Origin of the sequence: Enterobacter sp. CM29, assembly GCF_013179605.1 — a bacterium.
GTDB lineage: Bacteria > Pseudomonadota > Gammaproteobacteria > Enterobacterales > Enterobacteriaceae > Enterobacter > Enterobacter intestinihominis.
The window spans coordinates 1-773 of sequence record NZ_JABMCU010000382.1 but is presented as its reverse complement, the minus strand read 5'-3'; the positions used below and the strand labels follow the sequence as shown (position 1 = coordinate 773).

General features: G+C 50.6%; 1 protein-coding gene. It reads left to right on the top strand.

Annotated elements, in window-relative coordinates:
- The coding region (locus HP459_RS23195; RefSeq protein WP_171936955.1) for a site-specific integrase at nt 1–607 on the top strand (607 nt) is incomplete at its 5' end.
- Nucleotides 608–773: the final 166 nt, after the last annotated feature.

Below are 773 nucleotides of genomic sequence, written 5' to 3'. Positions count from 1 at the left end.
CGGAGTACGTCACGGAGAGCTGGTAGCTCTTGCCTGGGAAGATATTGACCTGAAAGCAGGCACGATGATCATCCGCCGGAACCATACTTTGACGAAGGAGTTCACCCTTCCGAAAACGGACGCCGGAACGGATCGCATCATCAACCTCATTCAGCCAGCGATCGACGTGCTGAAGAGGCAGGCCGAATTAACACGCCTGGGCAAGCAGTACCAGGTTGAAGTGAAACTGCGCGAGTATGGTCGTACTGATGTGCATCCGTGCACTTTCGTGTTCAACCCACAGATCGCTGCGCGTAATGGCCGTGCCGGGCATCATTACGCTGTGGGGTCGATTAACCAGTCATGGGAGGCAGCAATGCGGCGCGCCGGGATTCGCTATCGCAAAGCATACCAATCCCGACACACTTATGCATGCTGGTCGTTAGCTGCCGGTGCTAACCCTAACTTCATCGCGAAGCAAATGGGACACACCGACGCGCAAATGGTTTATCGGGTATATGGATCCTGGATGGCTGAAAATAACCAGGACCAGGTACTTATCCTCAACCAGAAATTGAGTGAGTTTGCCCCATCCATGCCCCACGCCACAGGATCGGATGGTTATTAATTATAATTATCATTAGGTTAGACAACCTAAACCTGCATGGACATCATATGACCATGTAATTTTCATAAACGACAAAGATCGTCCAAGAGCGCACTAAATAACAGATGGTTGCAGTCGTCGAAAACATCAGTCGTCTAAGTTCACCTTAGAGCGAGTGCTGTTTCAT